General features: G+C 69.3%; 12 protein-coding genes. 5 read left to right on the plus strand and 7 right to left on the minus strand.

Annotation, left to right across the window (positions count from 1 at the left end):
* Entirely contained in the window at window positions 1–540 is a 540-nt protein-coding gene (locus tag DLJ53_RS26515) for a DUF2155 domain-containing protein (protein ID WP_111351048.1), read from the plus strand.
* Between the two features lie 150 nt (window positions 541–690).
* On the opposite strand, the gene aat is transcribed toward DLJ53_RS26515, so the two are convergent.
* The 5 genes from aat to DLJ53_RS26540 form a co-directional block, all read right to left on the minus strand.
* Window positions 691–1356, minus strand: coding sequence for a leucyl/phenylalanyl-tRNA--protein transferase (gene aat / locus DLJ53_RS26520; RefSeq protein WP_111351050.1), 666 nt, complete (start codon window positions 1354–1356; stop codon window positions 691–693).
* Window positions 1353–2699: an acetyl-CoA carboxylase biotin carboxylase subunit gene (gene accC, locus DLJ53_RS26525; RefSeq protein ID WP_111351051.1), complete on the minus strand. Its 1347-nt coding sequence runs from the start codon at window positions 2697–2699 to the stop codon at window positions 1353–1355. The genes aat and accC overlap by 4 nt, the downstream gene beginning before the upstream one ends.
* Before the next feature lies 1 nt (window position 2700).
* Window positions 2701–3147, minus strand: coding sequence for an acetyl-CoA carboxylase biotin carboxyl carrier protein (accB, locus tag DLJ53_RS26530; protein ID WP_111351053.1), 447 nt, complete (start codon window positions 3145–3147; stop codon window positions 2701–2703).
* 185 nt (window positions 3148–3332) lie between these two features.
* A complete protein-coding gene (locus DLJ53_RS26535) occupies window positions 3333–4100 on the minus strand; it encodes a DsbA family protein (protein WP_202913366.1) in 768 nt (255 codons plus the stop codon).
* Window positions 4101–4406: 306 nt separating this feature from the next.
* On the minus strand, window positions 4407–7478 hold the full coding sequence (locus DLJ53_RS26540) for an Rne/Rng family ribonuclease (RefSeq protein WP_111351056.1): 3072 nt from the start codon (window positions 7476–7478) through the stop codon (window positions 4407–4409).
* 844 nt (window positions 7479–8322) lie between these two features.
* Between DLJ53_RS26540 and DLJ53_RS26545 the strand changes: the two genes are divergently transcribed.
* From DLJ53_RS26545 to DLJ53_RS26555, 3 genes are all read left to right on the plus strand, one after another.
* Complete coding sequence (locus tag DLJ53_RS26545) at window positions 8323–9597, plus strand: N-acetylmuramoyl-L-alanine amidase (RefSeq protein WP_146620099.1); 1275 nt, start codon at window positions 8323–8325, stop codon at window positions 9595–9597.
* A gap of 248 nt (window positions 9598–9845) precedes the next feature.
* Window positions 9846–12296 (plus strand): penicillin-binding protein 1A, encoded by a 2451-nt coding sequence (locus DLJ53_RS26550; protein WP_244935169.1) that lies wholly within the window; start codon window positions 9846–9848, stop codon window positions 12294–12296.
* 306 nt (window positions 12297–12602) lie between these two features.
* Window positions 12603–13268 (plus strand): hypothetical protein, encoded by a 666-nt coding sequence (locus tag DLJ53_RS26555; RefSeq protein ID WP_111351062.1) that lies wholly within the window; start codon window positions 12603–12605, stop codon window positions 13266–13268.
* Here DLJ53_RS26555 and DLJ53_RS26560 read toward each other — a convergent pair.
* Window positions 13261–14091: a nitroreductase family protein gene (locus tag DLJ53_RS26560; RefSeq protein WP_111351064.1), complete on the minus strand. Its 831-nt coding sequence runs from the start codon at window positions 14089–14091 to the stop codon at window positions 13261–13263. The genes DLJ53_RS26555 and DLJ53_RS26560 overlap by 8 nt on opposite strands.
* Window positions 14092–14346: 255 nt before the next feature.
* On the opposite strand from DLJ53_RS26560, the gene DLJ53_RS26565 reads away from it, so the two are divergent.
* Entirely contained in the window at window positions 14347–15162 is an 816-nt protein-coding gene (locus tag DLJ53_RS26565; RefSeq protein ID WP_162409567.1) for a pentapeptide repeat-containing protein, read from the plus strand.
* 467 nt (window positions 15163–15629) lie between these two features.
* Here the strand turns inward: DLJ53_RS26565 and DLJ53_RS26570 are convergent, their stop codons facing one another.
* The gene (locus DLJ53_RS26570; protein ID WP_146620100.1) at window positions 15630–16475 is read right to left on the minus strand and encodes a DUF6694 family lipoprotein; all 846 of its coding nucleotides are present in this window, start codon (window positions 16473–16475) and stop codon (window positions 15630–15632) included.
* Window positions 16476–16524: the final 49 nt, after the last annotated feature.

Genomic DNA, 16524 nt, shown 5'->3' on the forward strand with positions numbered 1-16524 from the left:
ATGCTCCGTCCGCTCGTCCCCGCCATGCTGGCCGCCCTCGCTCTCGTGGGCGGTTCGCCGGCCGAGGCCGAGCCCATCGAGAATCCGATCGCCGTCTTCTCCGGCCTCGACAAGGTGACGGGCCGGATCATCTCGTTCGACGTCTACATCAACGAGACGGTGCAGTTCGGTGCGCTGCGCGTGACGCCCCGCACGTGCCAGACGCAGCCGCCAACCGAGGAGCCGAACACGGTCGCCTTCGCCGAGGTCGACGAGATCACCCTCGACTCTCGCATCCGCCGGATCTTCACGGGCTGGATGTTCGCCGCCAGCCCCGGCCTCAACGCGGTGGACCACCCGGTGTACGACGTGTGGCTGAAGGACTGCGCCCTCTCCACGGAGGTCGCGCCCCCCACCGGCTTCAACGAGGACAAGTACGCGCAGGACGAGATGGGCGTGATCGAGCGGCCGGAGGGCTGGCAGCCGATTCCCAAGCCGCGGCCGTTCCACGCCAGCCGCGCGCCGATCGTGGTGCCGGAAGAGGGCGAGCTCGAGGACTGATGCGCGCGGCGGCGGATGCGCTCCGCGCCGCATGGGCCTCGTCGGGGCGTGCCGAAGGACAATTGCCGAATTGGGCAGAGCATCGCAGACGGGCTCCGGCGGGCGGGCCTGCCTGACGTGCCCTACGGGGCTGGGGCTCTGGCGTGCGCCTCAGCGCTCGGAGAAGGGGACGAGGACCTCGGCGCCGGAGTACGTCCGACCGGGGGCGAAGTCGCCGTTGATGCGCAGCGCCTCGTCGAGGAGCTGCTGATAGTGGCGGCGGCTCACTTCGACGGCGCCGAACTGGCTGAGATGGTCGGTGATGAACTGCGCGTCGAGCAGGGTGAAGCCGCCGAGCGCGAGCCGGCCCGCAAGGTGCACCAGCGCCACCTTCGACGCGTCGCGCACCGTGGAGAACATGGACTCGCCGAAGAACGCGCCGCCGAGCCGCACGCCGTAGAGGCCGCCGACCAGCTCGCCGTCGAGGTAGGTCTCGACCGAGTGGGCCTGCCCGAGCTTGTAGAGGCTCGTGTAGAGCTGCTGGATGCGGCCGTTGATCCAGGTGCGCTGGCGGCCCGGGGCGGGCGTCGCACAGCCCTCGATCACGCCGCTGAAGTCATGATCGACCCGCACCTCGAAGCGGTCCTGGCGGACCAGCCGCGCGAGGCGACGGGGGATATGAAACGAATCGAGCGGCAGGATGCCCCGCCGCTCTGGTTCAATCCAATAAAGTCCCGGATCGTCCGCCGATTCGGCCATCGGGAAGATCCCGCACGCGTAGGCCTTCAACAGAACCTCGGGCGTGATCTCAAGGACGATATTGTCGGGACTCGTCATACCTTCCCTCGCGCCAGGAACGATTCCAGCCAGTGGATATCGTATGCACCGTTTGCGATGTCCGGATCTTGAACGAGCTCGCGGAACAGCGGGAGGGTCGACTCGATGCCGTCCACCACGAATTCGTCAAGCGCGCGCCGGAGACGCATGAGACACTCGACCCGGTTGTTGCCATGAACGATGAGCTTGCCGATCAGGCTATCGTAGTACGGCGGGATCCGGTAGCCTTGGTACACCGCTGAATCGACCCGGACACCAAGCCCGCCAGGGGGATGGTAGTGCGTGATCGTCCCCGGGGACGGCACGAACGTGCGCGGGTGCTCGGCGTTCACGCGGCACTCGATCGCGTGGCCGTTGAACGTCACGTCCTCCTGCGAGATGCCGAGCTTGCCGCCGGAGGCGACGCGGAGCTGCGCGTGGACGAGGTCGAGCCCGGTGATCATCTCCGTGACCGGGTGCTCCACCTGCAGGCGCGTGTTCATTTCGATGAAATAGAACTCGCCGTTCTCGTACAGGAACTCGATCGTGCCGGCGCCGCGGTAGCGCATGTCCCGCATGGCCTTGGCGCAGGTGTCGTAGATCCGCTTGCGCTGGTCCTCGTTGAGGGCAGGGGAGCGGGCCTCTTCCCAGATCTTCTGGTGGCGGCGCTGGAGCGAGCAGTCGCGCTCGCCGAGGGCGACCGCGTCGCCCTGACCGTCGCCCATCACCTGGATCTCGATGTGGCGCGGCGTGGTGAGATACTTCTCGAGATAGACGTCGTCGTTGCCGAATGCGGCCTTGGCCTCGGCCCGGGCGCGCTGCGCGGCCTGCACGACCTCGTCGGCCGAGCGGGCGACCGTCATGCCGCGGCCGCCGCCGCCGGCGCTCGCCTTGATGAGGACCGGGTAGCCGATCTCGGCCGCCACCGCGCGCAGCTCCGCCTCGGAGCGCACGGCGCCCTCCGAGCCCGGAACGACCGGCAGGCCGAGGGCCTTTGCCGTGCGCTTGGCCTCGATCTTGTCGCCCATGATGCGGATCTGCTCCGGCGTCGGGCCGATGAAGGTGATGTCGTGCGCTTCCAGGATCTCGGCGAAGCGCGCGTTCTCGGAGAGGAACCCGTAGCCGGGGTGGACCGCGTCGGCGCCGGTGATCTCGCACGCCGCGACGATCGCCGGGATGTTCAGGTAGCTCTCGGACGCCGGCGCGGGGCCGATGCACACGGATTCGTCGGCAAGGCGCACATGCATCGCGTCGACGTCGGCGGTGGAGTGGACCGCGACGGTCTGGATGCCGAGCTCCTTGCAGGCGCGTTGGACGCGAAGCGCGATCTCACCGCGGTTCGCGATGAGCACTTTGCGGAACATCTTAAGCGATCGCCAGCAGCGGCTCGCCGTACTCGACCGGCTGACCGTCCTCGACGAAGATGTCCGTCACAGTGCCCGCACGCTCGGCGATGATCTGGTTCATCGTCTTCATCGCCTCGACGATCATGACCACCTGGCCGACGCGCACCGTCTCGCCGACGTCCACGAACGGGCGCGAGCCCGGCTCCGGCGCGCGGTAGGCGGTCCCGACCATCGGCGACAGGACGGCGCCCTCGGGTGCCTTGGCCGGGCCGGTGGGGGCGGCGGTGGCGGGAGCGGCGGAGGCGACCGGCGGCGGCGCGACGGTGACGGGCGTGGGGCTCACATGACGCGCGACCCGCAGCTTGGTCTCGCCATGGACGATCTCGATCTCCGAAAGGTCCGTTTCATGCAGCAACGCGGCGATCGTGCGTATGGCCGCTTCGTCAATTGGGGGTGTGTCTGCCATTACGATTCAACGGGACCCAGAGGTGGGGTCGAGGCCTTTCATTTGCCGCGGTCGGGTACCGCAATGTGTGTAAGATTTAGCGCCCAGCTTACTAAAGGACGCTGGTGATAAGCGGAAGGCGGAAAAGCTAGAGGCTCTGCCGCCGCCCCCGCCTACCTAGGCGATGGTGCCGCGTTATCCAAGGGTTAGCAGACGTCCTCGCCGCAGCGTTGTTGATTAATTCTTGCGCGAAGCTGATCGACACCCACGGCACCTTGTTCGACGACGTCGCCGATCACATAGGACGGCGTTCCTTCGATCTGCAAGAGGCGGGCGAGCCGGTTGCTTTCGGACACGGTGTCCCGCACCTTGTCGGAGCGCATGGCGACTTCGATCTCGTCGCGCGGCAGGCCCATCTCGTCGACGACGGCGAAGGCGACCTGATCGTCCGCCCGGCCTTCCGAGGACAGGAGCTTCTTGTGGAACTCCGGATAGGCCTCGGGGGCGATGTTGTGGACGGCGATGGAGACCGCCGCGGCCCGCACCGAGCCCTCGCCCAGCACCGGCAGCTCCTTGAGCACGACGCGCAGGTTCGGATCGCCCTCGATCAGCTCGTCGAGATCGCTGAGCGCGCGGCGGCAGAACCCGCAATTGTAGTCGAAGAACTCCACCAGCGTGACGTCGCCGTCGGGGTTGCCCAGAACCGCGCTGTTGGTGGAGGATTCGAGGTCGTCACGGACACTGGCGAGCGCCTCGGCCCGCTCGGCGTCTGCGGTCGCCTGGCGCTTGGTCTGGAGCGCCATGAAGGCCTCCTCGAGGACCTCCGGATTGGCGACCAGGTACTCGCGGACAATGGTCTCGACGTCGGAACGGTTGAGGACAGGGGTGTCCGCGGCCTGTTGGGCATAAAGCGGCGCCGGCGCGGCGATCACCACCGACGCCATGGCGGCGAGTGCAAGGAAGGGGCGGAACATAATCAACCTTTTGCGTTGAGAGCGTCGCTTTGGATACCGCGAGCGTCGGGGCCTCGAAAGGACGCGAGTTGGCACACCCGTCACATTCGGTTGACCGGCCAGCCCGTCCGGCCGGGGCGGTGGACGGCGCGGGCCCGAGGCCTGCCGGTCCTCTGCAACGGGCGTCTCCACGGCGGATCCGCGGCGCCCGTGTCGGTCACATCCGGCCCGCCGTCTGACGGAAAGGGCAGGCGATCCGCAAGTTGATCGGTCTGAAACGGGTGCGGCCCGGCATGAGCCGGGCCGCGGATGATGTCGGCGAGGGGCCTAGAAGAACGAGCGGCGCTGCCACCAGCCCACACGGCGCGGGCGGGAGGGGTCGGACTTCTCCTCCGGCGCCGGGGCCTCGGCCTCCGCCTCCGCCGGCTCGGACGCTTCCGCCTCCGGTGCAGCGACCTCGGCTTCCGCCTCCGCCTCCGCCTCGGGGGCCGCTTCGGTCACGGTCTCGCCCGCTTCTGCGACGGGTGCCTCCGCTTCGGTCTCGGTGGCGGATGCTTCCACCGCGGCCGGCTCGGCCGGCGCCTCGTCGGATGACTCGGCGGTCATGGTCTCGCCGTCGGCGCCCTCGTCCTCGCCCTCGCGGCGATGGCGGCGGCCACCCCGGCGGCCCCGGCGGCGACGACCGCGACGGTCGTCGTCCTGGAAGTCGCCGTCGGCCTGGACGTCCGCTTCGCCGGTCGCCGGCTCGTCGGCGGCCGCCTCGGCCTCCTCGACGTCCCCGGTCACGGCTTCGTCGGCAGCGGTCGCGGCCTGGGCGCGCTCGTCGCTGCCGCCGTCCTCGCCCCGCTCGTCGCGGCGGTCATCACTGCCGCCACCACGCCGGCGACGCCGGCGACGGCGGCGCGAGGAACGCTCGCCTGCGCTCTCCCGGGCCTCGGCGGACTCAGCGGACTCGGTGACCTCGGTCTCCTCCTCCTCGACCTCGTCCTCGTCGTCCATGACGGCGGCGTCCGGGGCGATCTGCGCCACCGGCGGCTCGACGCCCGGCGCACGGTCCACCGGCGCGCCGGGGACGATGGCGAGGTGCTGGCCGGACAGGGTCTCGTCCGCGTCGACGCCGATCTCGAGGCCGAAGCGCTCCTCCAGCTCGTTCAGGTGCTGGCGCTTCTGGTTCAGGATGTAGAGCGCCACCGTCGCCGAGGTCTTGATCGTGACGTGGTTGTCGGCGTGCTTCAGGAGGTAGTCCTCCAGCGCGCGCAGGCAGTGCAGGGCGACGGACTGGGTCGAGCGCACGTGGCCCATGCCGCCGCACGCCTCGCACGGCACCATCGAGGTCTCGACCATGCCCTGGCGGATGCGCTGGCGGCTCATCTCGAGCAGGCCGAACGGGGAGATGCGGCCGACCTGGATGCGCGAGCGGTCGAGCTTCAGCGCGTCCTTCAGGCGCTTCTCCACCTGACGGTTGTGCCGCTTCTCGTCCATGTCGATGAAGTCGATGACGATGAGGCCCGCGAGGTCGCGCAGCCGGAGCTGGCGGGCGACCTCGTCGGCGGCCTCCAGGTTCGTCTTCAGCGCGGTGTCCTCGATCGAGGACTCCTTCGTGGAGCGGCCCGAGTTCACGTCGATGGAGACCAGCGCCTCCGTCGGGTTGATGACGATGTAACCCTTCGAGGGCAGCGTCACCTGCTCGGAGAACATCGCGTCGAGCTGCGGCTCCACGCTGTACTTGGTGAAGATCGGCGTCGCCTCGCCGTACCGCTTCACGTTCTTGGCGTGAGACGGCATCAGCATCTTCATGAAGTCCTTGGCCTCGCGGTAGGCGGGCTCGCCGGACACGAGAACCTCGTCGATCTCCTTGTTATAGAGGTCGCGGATGGCGCGTTTGACGAGGTTGCCTTCCTCGTAGACGAGCTGCGGCGCGATGGACGACAGCGTGAGATCGCGCACGCTCTCCCAGAGGCGCAGCAGATACTCGAAGTCGCGCTTGATCTCGGTCTTGGTACGGGACGCTGCGGCCGTGCGCAGGATGATGCCCATCCCCTCCGGAACGTCCAGCTCGGCGACGGAGGACTTCAGGCGCTTGCGGTCGGCATTGTCGGTGATCTTGCGCGACACGCCGCCGCCGCGGTCCGTGTTCGGCATCAGCACCGAGTAGCGGCCGGCGAGCGACAGGTAGGTGGTCAGCGCCGCGCCCTTGGTGCCGCGCTCTTCCTTGACGACCTGGACCAGCAGGATCTGGCGGCGCTTGATCACCTCCTGGATCTTGTACTGGCGGCGCGGAGCGGCACGGCGGCGCTCCGGGATCTCCTCCATCACGTCCTGCTCGCCGATCGAGGTGATGACGTCCTCGTCGTCGTCCTCGTGGGTTTCGCGGATATGGCCGTCGCGCAGGGCCTCGTCGTCCGAGATCACCGGGTCGGCGAGACCGTCGTCGGACTTCTTGGTCGTCGGCTTCTTGGCGGTGGTGGCGCGCTTGCGCGTCGTGGTGGTGCCGGTCTCGGACTCGGTACCGGTCTTGGCCTTGGTGGCCTTCGTCGTCTTGCTCGCGGCGGTGGTGCTCGTCGTCCGGCGGCGGCGCTTCGGCTTCTCCTCCGCCGGAGCCTCGGCCTCGGCGTCCGTTGCGGCGGCTTCGGCCGGCGCGGCTTCGCCCTCGGCGGGGGCAGCCTCCGCGGCGGGGGCCTCCTCGGCGGGAGCGGCTTCGACGGCCGCAGGGGCGCTCGCCTCGGCCTCGCCGGTCGGCGCGTCGTAGGCGGACTCGCCTTCGCCGGTCACCTCGATGTCACGGATCGGGTTGTCGAACGCGGCCTCGATGTCGGCCTCGTAGGCGTCCTCGATCTGCTCGATGGCGCGGCGGAGCGACGCCTGCTCCTCGACGGGCGTCTCGGTCGACACGGTGTCGCTGGTGCTGGCGAGCTGGGCCGGCGCGGGGACGGGCTCCTCGGCCGGGGCGGCCTCAGCCTCGGGCGCCGCGGCGGTCGCGGGCTCGGCCGTCACAGGCTCGGCGGGCGCGGCGTTCCCGGTCCTGGCCGGAGCCGGCTTGCCCTTGGATTCGCTCTTGGAGCGGCGGCGGCTGGCGCGGTTCTTCTTCGGGGCCTCGTCGTCCTCGTCGGCCCGGGCGCGCTCGTCGGCGAGCAGCGCTGCGCGGTCGGCCTGCGGGATCTGGTAGTAGTCCGGGTGAATTTCGCTGAATGCGAGGAAGCCGTGGCGGTTGCCGCCGTACTCGACGAAGGCGGCCTGCAGCGAGGGTTCGACGCGCGTGACCTTCGCGAGGTAGATGTTACCGCGCAGCGGCTTCTTGCTGGCGGCCTCGAAGTCGAAGTCTTCCACCCGCTTGTCTCTGAGGACGACGACACGCGTCTCCTCCGGGTGGATGGCATCGATCAGCATCTTGTTGGGCATGGAATAGCTCCGGGCACCGCGAGCGTCGGCCGTGGCCGACCGCGTTCAAGCGGTCCGATGGCAGGGAATGGATTGGCGCTTCGGCCCAGGCCGCGGGGATGTCCAGGCAAGTGCTGACGGACATGCCGCGACGGGGAGCGCCGACGGATGCGCTTCGGCCGCGAGCGGCGAAGCGGTGAGACCTGTTCACTGCCGGGCCGTGACGGGTGGAGCGCCGAGCCTTGGTCAAGGCGAGAGGCTCACGCGGCACGGCCGGCGACGAAAGGGTGGGGCGGCGGGAGGCGAGTGATCCGCTTGCAGCGGGTCCGACCATGGAGTGGAGACGCGAAAACGGGGCCCTGCAGCCGGCGAAACGGGGGCCGCACGCCAGCAATGACGTCGGTCCAACCGCTGTTTCACCATCGTGACTGAATGGCATCCGCCCGTTGTCTCCTGCGCCGAACAGCCGGGACGCTGCGGTGCGCATACTCGAGTTCCGCCCTATTGCACCTCGAAGAGCTAGCCGCTAGGCCAACGCTCGAAGGCGCGGGTGGAGAAAAACTCTTGGGCCGAAATCGACCCGAAAATGGGCCGACTCGACCGCGGCCCGCCAGAAGCGTAGCGTTATTCGTCAGCCTTCACAACACAAATGCAGGGTCAAGCCTATGAATTGTGAGGCCGACCCCACCAACCTCGGTCGTTGTGAAATTCACCTTCGGTCAACGAAGGTGAGTGCAGCATTCGGCCACAGTACTAGATGGTAGCCGGATCGCGCCCTGTGAAGAGGCTCCTCACCCGATTCTCGACATCGCCGCCCTGTGACTTGCCCGGCCGCACCGCGTCGGCCGCACCGGCACGGAACCTTATGGGCCGGACCGCCGACCGGATGCGCCGCCGGGCCGTGCGCGGCGTCAACCGCGTCCTCCTCGGCACCGGCGTCGTCCTCGGGACGCTGGCGCTCCTCGCCGCGGCGGCCCTCGCGATCGCCCCGAAGGCGCACGCCGCGATCCTCGCCAGCGCGATGGATGTCCAGCAGTTCCCCGGCGCCACGCGGTTTATCGTCTCCGTCTCCGGCGAGCCGCACTACCGGGCCTTCGTGGTCGACGGGCCGCCCCGCCTCGTCGTCGACTTCGACGAGATCGACTTCGAGGTGCCCGAGCCGCCGCCGGGGCAGGGGGTTATCACCGCCTTCCGCTTTGGCGCCCTCTCGGGCGACGCCGGGCGGATCGTCTTCGACCTCGCCGAGCCTGCCCTCCTCGTGCGCCACGTCTACCTGCCGGCGATCGGCGGTCAGCCGGGGCGGCTGGTGTTCGACATCGAGCCGGTGGACGCGACCCGCTTCGGCTACGCCGCCGTGACCGCCAGCGCCGACGCCAGCGAGGCGCCGCACCAGGCCGTCCCGCACCCCGACGGGCGCGTCGTGGTGATCGACCCCGGCCACGGCGGGATCGACCCCGGCGCCTCCACCGCCGGCGGCGAGTTCGAGAAGGACCTCGTCCTCGCCTTCGCCAGGCGCCTCGAGACGCGGCTCTCCACCATCCCGGGCCTCACGGTGCGGCTCACCCGGTCGGACGACACGTTCCTGTCGCTGTCGCGGCGCATCAAGCTGGCGCGCGCCTTCGGGGCCGACCTCTTCATCTCGCTGCACGCCGACGCCGCGCCGCAGGACTACGTCCACGGCGCGACCGTCTACACCCTCTCCGAGCGGCCGTCCGACGCGCAGGCCGCCGAGCTCGCCGCGCGCGAGAACCTCGCCGATTCCGTCTCGGGCGCGATCGAGCCGAACCACCAGGAGGAGGTGTCCGGCATCCTCGCCGACCTCCTGCGCCGCGAGACCAAGGCCTTTTCCCACACCTTTGCGGAGCGACTCATCGGCGCACTCTCGGCGACGATGGACATGAACTCCAACCCCCACCGCTCCGCCCGCTTTCGCGTCCTGATGGCGCACGACATCCCCTCGGTGCTGTTCGAGCTCGGCTATCTCACCAACGAGAGCGACGCCGAGCGCCTCCTCAGCGACGACTGGCAGGAGGAGATCGCCGCATCAGTTGCCGCCGCGGTCGCCGACTTCTTCGACCTCGATCCGCCCATCGGCGCGGAGTGGCTGGCGCAGGGGACGACACGCGACCGCGTGCAGTAGGAAGACACGGCAACAGTTGATGAACAAAACTGTTGCAATTTTAGCGTCAGTATCCTTTCGCCACTCATGCATTTCCGCGCTTTCACATTGAAGCGCTTGTGATTCCAGCCTGCGCTGGGGTAGGCGATAGCGGCAGGGACCTCGCCACCTCGTGCACGCCAATTTCTTCGTCGCAATCGTGGCGACACGAGACCGCGGCGGCTGTATTGTGCCGCGCTGCGAGGCCCATGTTCCGGAGGCGCGTCACTGTGTTTAGGTTTTTCGTTAGCTTCGTTGGCTTCCTGTTCTCGCTCGGCTCCGTGCTCGGGCTGCTCGCGGCTGCGGGTGTCGGCATCTATATCGCCCAGATCTCCGACACGCTCCCCAGCGTGAACGTGCTGCGCAACTACGAGCCGGAAGTCATGACCCGCATCCACGCGGACGATGGTTCGCTGGTCGCCGAATACGCCGAAAAACGCCGCCTCTTCCTGCCCATCCAGGCGATCCCCGTCCGCATCCGCAACGCCTTCCTGTCCGCCGAGGACTCCTCGTTCTACGAGCACGCCGGCGTCGACCCGCAGGCGATCTTCCGCGCCCTCGTCACGAACCTGCGCAATCGCGGCACCGACTCGCGCCCCGTCGGTGCGTCGACCATCACCCAGCAGGTCGCCAAGAACTTCCTCCTGACCAACGAGGTGTCCTACGAGCGCAAGGTGAAGGAGGCGATCCTGTCGCTGCGCATCGAGGCGGCGTTCTCCAAGGACGAGATCCTCGAACGCTACCTCAACGAGATCTATCTCGGCCTCGGCGCCTACGGCGTCGCCGCCGCCTCGCTGGTCTATTTCGACAAGTCCGTCCACGAGCTGACGCTGGCCGAGACGGCCTACCTCGCCGCGCTCCCCAAGGCGCCGAACAACTACCACCCGTTCCGCCACGCCGACCGCGCCATCGAGCGTCGCAACTGGGTGCTCGACCGCATGATGCTGGACGGCGCCGCCAGCCCGGAGGAGGTCCGCAAGGCGAAGGCCGAGCCGCTGCGCGTCGTGCCGCGTGAGCGCCAGCGCACCCTGCCGGGCTCGGAGTACTTCGCCGAGGAGGTCCGCCGCGAGCTGGTCGCCATGTACGGCAGCAAGACCCTCTACGAGGGCGGCCTGTCGGTCCGCACCTCGCTCGACCCGCAGATGCAGGTGATGGCGCGCAACGCGCTGATGTCCGGCCTCCTCAAGATCGACAAGGAGCGCGGCTCCTGGCGCGGCCCGATCAAGACGCTCGAGCTCGAGCCCGGCGAGGACTGGGGGCCGAAGATCGGCACTGTCGACGGGCTCTACGACGTTCCCGAGTGGAAGGTCGCCGTCGTGCTGAGCGTCAGCGGCAACGAGGCGATCCTCGGCCTGCAGCCGCCGCGCGACGTCTGGGGCTCGCTGACCACCGAGCGCGAGCAGGTGTCGCTGACGACGTCCGGCGTGCCGTGGAGCCGCGTGAGGGCCGGCGGCAGCACAGGGCGGTTGTCCAACGTCCTGAAGCGGGGCGACGCCATCTACGTCGAGAAGGTCGACGGCACGTGGACCTTGCGGCAGGTGCCGGCGATCCAGGGCGCGCTCCTCGCCATGGACCCGCACACCGGCCGCGTGAAGGCGCTCGTCGGCGGCTTCTCCTACTCCTACTCCGAGTTCAACCGCGCCACCCAGGCGCTGCGCCAGCCGGGCTCGTCCTTCAAGCCGTTCGTCTACGCGGCGGCGCTGGACAACGGCTACACGCCATCGTCCATCATCCTCGACGCGCCGATCGAGATCGTCGTCGGCCGCGAGGTGTGGCGGCCGAAGAACTACGGCGGCAAGTCCGCCGGTCCGTCGACGCTGCGCTCGGGCGTCGAGCGTTCGCGCAACCTCATGACGGTGCGTCTCGCCAAGGACATGGGCATGCCCCTCGTCGCCGAGTATGCCGAGCGCTTCGGCATCTACGACGACCTCGGCAAGTACCTGCCGATGGCGCTCGGCGCGGGCGAGACGACCGTGATGCGCCTCGTCGGCGCCTACTCGATCATCGCCAACGGCGGGCAGCGGATCCAGCCGACGCTGATCGACCGTATCCAGGACCGGCACGGTCGCACCGTCTTCAAGCACGACCAGCGCCGCTGCGACGAGTGCAACGCGCTGGCCTGGCGCGACCAGCCGGCCCCCGAGGTGATCGACGAGCGCGAGTACGTCCTCGACCCGATGACCGCCTACCAGATCACCTCGATCATGGAAGGCGTCGTCCAGCGCGGCACGGCCACCCGCATCCAGGCGCTCGGCCGTCCGGTCGCCGGCAAGACCGGCACCACCAACGAGGAGAAGGACGCCTGGTTCGTCGGCTTCACGCCGGACCTCGTGGCCGGCGTCTTCATCGGCTACGACGAGCCCAAGCCGATGGGCCGCGGCGCCACCGGCGGCCACATGGCCGCGCCGATCTTCCTCGACTTCATGCAGCACGCCGTCGACGGGACCCCGGTCGTGGACTTCCGCGTCCCCGAGGGCATCAAGCTGATCCCGGTCGACCGCGTCAGCGGCCGCCAGACCTCCGGGTCCGGCCCGAACGTGATCCTCGAGGCGTTCAAGCCCGGCACCGCGCCCGGCGACACCTTCTCGATCATCGGCCTCAACGACAACCAGCCCTCGCGGCGCCGCATCACCCGGGAGTCGGAGCGCGCGGTCCTGTCGGGCACCGGCGGGCTCTACTAGCGGCCCGGCACCCATCGCGAGACGGTCGAGGCCGGTCCAGTCCCTGGGCCGGCCTTTTCGTTTCCGGCGCCGCCCGCTGCGACACGGTCGGGCGTGGCGCGACGTCGCGGATCCCTGCGCGGGCATCCCCCTCGCGGAACCGCGGGACCGCGGTGCTTCACGCGGACTTGAAGTGCGAAGATGCGTCGGTTCTCGCGCCGGACGGCCCGGATCGCGTCCCGTGGCGGGGGGGGCGGCGGGGAGGAGGGGATCCCTTGGGTTGCTTGCCCTTGGCTCCGGCGCTGTTGTAGCAGGGCGGGTGCAATCATGCCCGGGGGGCTCGCCATCACATACGCCGGTCGTCACGCCAAAGGGGCGCGTCGCGTTGCTCCGGGCCGCAGTGTTTCCGCGGCCGCCGACCGCCCGACCAGTCCGCCGCTCGCCAAGCGCGCGCTCCGACTTGCGCTGGCCCTCTGCCTGGGCCTCGCGGTCTTCGTCTCGTGCATCCTCGCGATCTCGGTCGCACATGCCGACGACAAGCCCTCGCTCTGGCGCAGCCTCGACGCCGAGGACCTGCGCCAGCGCTTCGTGGGCAGCACCATCGAAGGGGTCTACTCCGACGGGGAAGCGTTCAGCGAGGAGCTGAAGGCCGACATGACCACCTTCTACCGTGACCAGGACGAGGCCACGGACGGGCAGTACGAGCTGAAGGGCGAATTCATCTGCTTCGCCTACCCGGTGCCGATCGACACGGGATGCTTCCGCGTCTGGCAGCGGTCCGCCAACTGCTACGACATGTATATCGCCGAGGATCAGGGCTTCCCGTCCGTCGGGCTCTACCAGCGCATGGTCGGAACCGGCTGGGACTCGCGCTTCTGGCGATCGGACGAGGCGCCGACATGCCCGGGCGAACAGCTCGCCCGCGCGCCGGCGGCGGCCCCGCACCAGATGGCGCGGGCTCCCGCTCCGGCGAGGGGCGGTCCCGCTACTTGAGCGGGAAGCCGAGCTGCATGAGCTGCTCGCGCAGGAGGTGGCGCCCGCTCAGCGACGCGGGCCCCGCCACGCGGCGGCCCGCGTGCATGGACCAGGCGTTCCGCTCCATCCCCTGCGCCTTGTAGAAGCGCGACGACTCCACGTCGTAGGCCTCCACGGCCGGCTGGGCGGCGTCGGCGTCGTACGTCTCGCGGTGCAGGACGCCGGACTGGCGGATCCGCGGCTTCACCGACGCCGGCCGGTCCGGGTCCGGGTAGCCGACGCACATTCCGAACACCGCCATCGTGCGCTGCGGCAGGTTGAGGAGCTTGGCGACCTCCAGCGGCTTGTTGCGCATCGCCCCGATGTAGACGATGCCGAGCCCCAGCGATTCGGCCGCCAGCGTGGCGTTCTGCGCCGCCAGCGCCGCGTCGATGGCGGCGACGAGGAACATCTCGAAGTAGTCGACCCCCTCGGCGGTGACGCCCTGCCGCGCGGCGGCGTCGTAGAGCCGGCGCAGGTCGGCGATCCAGACCATCTGCAGCGGTGCCACGCGGATGTGGGCCTGGTTGGCGGCGTAGGCAGAGAGGGCGTTGCGCCTCTCCTGGTCCTCGACGGCGACGACGCTCCAGGTCTGGAGGTTCGAGGATGTCGACGCGGACTGCGCGGCGGCCACGAGCGCCTCGACAGTGCCCTCGGGCAGCGGCTTGTCGATGTAGGAGCGGACGGACCGGTGGCTCAGCAACGCGTCGGGCAGTGCGGCGATCCGCTGCGGTGTCGCTGCCGACCCGTATCGCTCCCTCAGGAGCGCTCCAAGCGTGTCGCTTTCGGCCACATCGTCCATCGGCTCGTCCTTTCGGCTGGTCCGTCGTCCATCCGTCTTCGCACTTTGCCGCCCGGTTTGGATAGACGCTGCATGCATGGGTCGGCGCTCCGCCGCGCGCTGCCGGCATCGCCGGCGACCGCGGCGCGCCATCCTGACGCAATGTGGGCGCTATAATGGCTGTGCGACAGATCACATACGGACGTTCCGTCAGTCCGATGACATTGTTTCGCGCGGAAATGGCGCGATATGTCCATAAAGTCAGGGAGGCGACGGATGATGGGTCGACTGGGTTTGGTCTTTCTGCTCGTGACCTGGGCGGGCAGCGCCTGGGCCACCTCGCAGCAGAAGATCGTGGAGGCGAAGGGCTGTCCGGACTGCCGCCTGGTGCTGGGAAGCTTGCGCGGCCTCGACGTCCCGGACGCCAACTTCCGTGGCGCCAACTTCCGCGAAGCGGACATGAAGGGCGTGGTTCTCCCGCGCGCCGACTTCCGCGACGTCTCGATGGAGCGGACCGAGATGGAGAAGGCGGACGTCACCGACGCCAACTTCACCGAAGCCTCGATGCGTGACATCGACATGGAAAAGTCGAAGGTCGCCGGCGCGAACTTTTCCGAGGCGGACCTGCGCGACGCCGACCTCGAGGAGGTGGACGGCACCGGCGCCCGCTTCGTCGACGCGGACATGCGCGGCGCCACCTTCCGCCGCGCGATCCTGGCGGGCGCCAACTTCACCGACGGTCATCTCGAGCGGGCGGACATGGAGCGCATCATCGCCCGGGGCGTGGTGTTCCGTGACGCGCGGATGGACTACGTGGACCTCGACCGGGCGGACCTGTCGGGGGCCGACCTCAGCGGGGCGCACCTCAAGTCGGCGCGGTTCAGCAGCACCAACCTCTCCGGCGCCCGCCTCGTCGGCGCCAACCTCGACGATGCGCTCCTGCGCCGCACGAACTTCTCCGGCGCGGACCTCACGGACGTGAAGGGGCTGTCGCAGGAGGACCTCTCCCTTGCCTGCGGCGATTCCAAGACGGTCCTGCCCTCGGGCCTGAAGATCCGCCGCTGCTCCGCCGACGACCAGGACGACGACTGACCTTCGAGGGATCCTCCCGGGCTCGCCCCTGCAGCGGGCGAGCGAGGCCCATGCCGAGCGCCGGCCCAATGCACCGGCCCAATGCACCGGCCCAATACCCGCCGCCTCGGCTGCCGTCGACGATCGATCGTCGACGCTGACTGTGCGCCCGGCGCCTGTTGACTGCTCACCTCGGGGGCGGATCATTTCTCCCGGCCCACCGGCCCACCGGCCCACCGGCCCACCGGCCCACCGGCCCACCGGCCCACCGGCCCACCGGCCCACCGGCCCACCGGCCCACCGGCCCACCGGCCCACCGGCCCACCGGCCCACCGGCCCACCGGCCCACCGGCCCACCGGACTACTCGCCCGAGGGGCTGTCAGCCCGGCCCGGCGGCCTCCCGCTTTGTCCAGCCGTAGCCTCCCGTTCCCGCCGTACGGTCTCTGGCGGGTTGGCCTCGCCAGCCGGCGGCCGGTGGGAGGCTTGTTCAGTGCATGGCGGTCAGGATCGCCTCGCGTTCGGCCTTCAGGTTGCCGATGAGGCCGCGCATTTCGTCGAGGCGCTCCACTTCCGTCGGAATCAGCGGGGTGTCGTGGGAGTCGCGGACGTTGACGAGGGTGAGGTCGAGCTCGGCGTCCGTCGCGTCGCGCAGGGCGTCCTGCGACCAGGCGCCGAAGGTGTTGGCGAGGAGCTTCAGCTGCTGGGACTCGCCGGGCTCCAGGCCGCCCGGGAAGGTGTAGCTGAAGGTGCCGTGGGCCCAGGGGATCTCCCGTCCCGGCGACTGGAGATTGCCCAGGAGGTTGATCCGCTTCAGCGCGATCGGGCTGTTGTTGACGATGGTGAACTCGATCACCGCCCGCTCCTTCAGCCCGTTGTCGCGCCAGTAGTAGCGGGGGGTGCTGATGGCGATGGTGCGCAGCAGCATGTTGGCGGCGACGGCGTAGCCGGCCCACCGCTCGATCTCGCCGTTGAGGCGCGTCAGCTCGCCCTCGATCGACGTCAGCTTGTAGGTCCGCGCGGCGGAGATGATCTCGTCCGCCGTCAGCCCGTCCACCCGGCGGCGCAACTTGGCGACGAGGGCGTCGGGGTCACGGGCGAGGGCGGAGAGGCTGGCGTCCCGCTCGGCCGCGGGGAACGTGCCGCTGTCCTGAAAGGAGAGGGTGAAGAGGGCGTCGCCGAACGCTTCGGCACGCAGGGGCGACAGCTCACCGCGCATCTGCGCGACGCTGTTCCTGAAGCTGGCACCGTCGCTCGCGTCGAGGGTCGAGCCTTGGTCGAAGCAACCCGAGAGCCCGAGGGTCGCGGCCATCGGCAGACAGAGAATTCGCCACATACGATCCATCCTGTCGCTGTGGCGAGCAACGTAACGCAATACACCCTAG

The organism is Acuticoccus sediminis (genome assembly GCF_003258595.1).
GTDB classification, from domain to species: Bacteria; Pseudomonadota; Alphaproteobacteria; order Rhizobiales; family Amorphaceae; genus Acuticoccus; species Acuticoccus sediminis.

Bases quoted from the DNA above. Each gene is read 5' to 3' on its own strand.
- aat (WP_111351050.1), bottom strand. From the start codon at position 1,356: ATGACGAGTCCCGACAATATCGTCCTTGAGATCACGCCCGAGGTTCTG.
- DLJ53_RS26565 (WP_162409567.1), top strand. From the start codon at position 14,347: ATGATGGGTCGACTGGGTTTGGTCTTTCTGCTCGTGACCTGGGCGGGC.
- DLJ53_RS26540 (WP_111351056.1), bottom strand. From the start codon at position 7,478: ATGCCCAACAAGATGCTGATCGATGCCATCCACCCGGAGGAGACGCGT.
- DLJ53_RS26545 (WP_146620099.1), top strand. From the start codon at position 8,323: ATGGGCCGGACCGCCGACCGGATGCGCCGCCGGGCCGTGCGCGGCGTC.
- DLJ53_RS26560 (WP_111351064.1), bottom strand. From the start codon at position 14,091: ATGGACGATGTGGCCGAAAGCGACACGCTTGGAGCGCTCCTGAGGGAG.
- accC (WP_111351051.1), bottom strand. From the start codon at position 2,699: ATGTTCCGCAAAGTGCTCATCGCGAACCGCGGTGAGATCGCGCTTCGC.
- DLJ53_RS26570 (WP_146620100.1), bottom strand. From the start codon at position 16,475: ATGTGGCGAATTCTCTGTCTGCCGATGGCCGCGACCCTCGGGCTCTCG.
- DLJ53_RS26535 (WP_202913366.1), bottom strand. From the start codon at position 4,100: ATGTTCCGCCCCTTCCTTGCACTCGCCGCCATGGCGTCGGTGGTGATC.
- DLJ53_RS26515 (WP_111351048.1), top strand. From the start codon at position 1: ATGCTCCGTCCGCTCGTCCCCGCCATGCTGGCCGCCCTCGCTCTCGTG.
- accB (WP_111351053.1), bottom strand. From the start codon at position 3,147: ATGGCAGACACACCCCCAATTGACGAAGCGGCCATACGCACGATCGCC.
- DLJ53_RS26555 (WP_111351062.1), top strand. From the start codon at position 12,603: ATGCCCGGGGGGCTCGCCATCACATACGCCGGTCGTCACGCCAAAGGG.